The organism is Aeromonas genomosp. paramedia (genome assembly GCF_023093515.1).
GTDB lineage: Bacteria > Pseudomonadota > Gammaproteobacteria > Enterobacterales > Aeromonadaceae > Aeromonas.
In genome coordinates, this window is sequence record NZ_JAAROG010000060.1 from 1 (window position 1) to 278 (window position 278).

Consider the following 278-nt stretch of genomic DNA (forward strand, 5'->3'; position numbering starts at 1 on the left):
ATCCAGGGGATGCTTTCCAATACAAAGGGCGGCGTGAGCCCAGTACCCCGGAATCAGCATCGTGGTTAGCTTTAAACGGTCACGGGTGACGATCACATCACCGGGTCTTAGTAAGTCATACCCCTCGTGGTATTTGGCTCCCCTGAGGCTGGTGTAGTAGGTGGTAAAGCGGATATAGGGAATCACTGACTTCAGAAGCCAGTTGTAGGTTTTGGTTTGCATGATGAAAAGAAGGAGCTTTCTCACTCCCCCATTTCACTGTGTCATTTGACAGAAGT

The 278-nt window shown here is 49.6% G+C and carries 1 protein-coding gene; it reads right to left on the minus strand.

From position 1 onward, the window contains the following. Positions 1-246: hypothetical protein (locus tag HB860_RS22050; protein WP_247627962.1), on the minus strand; the 246-nt coding region annotated here is incomplete at its 3' end. Between the last annotated feature and the right edge of the window lie 32 nt (positions 247-278).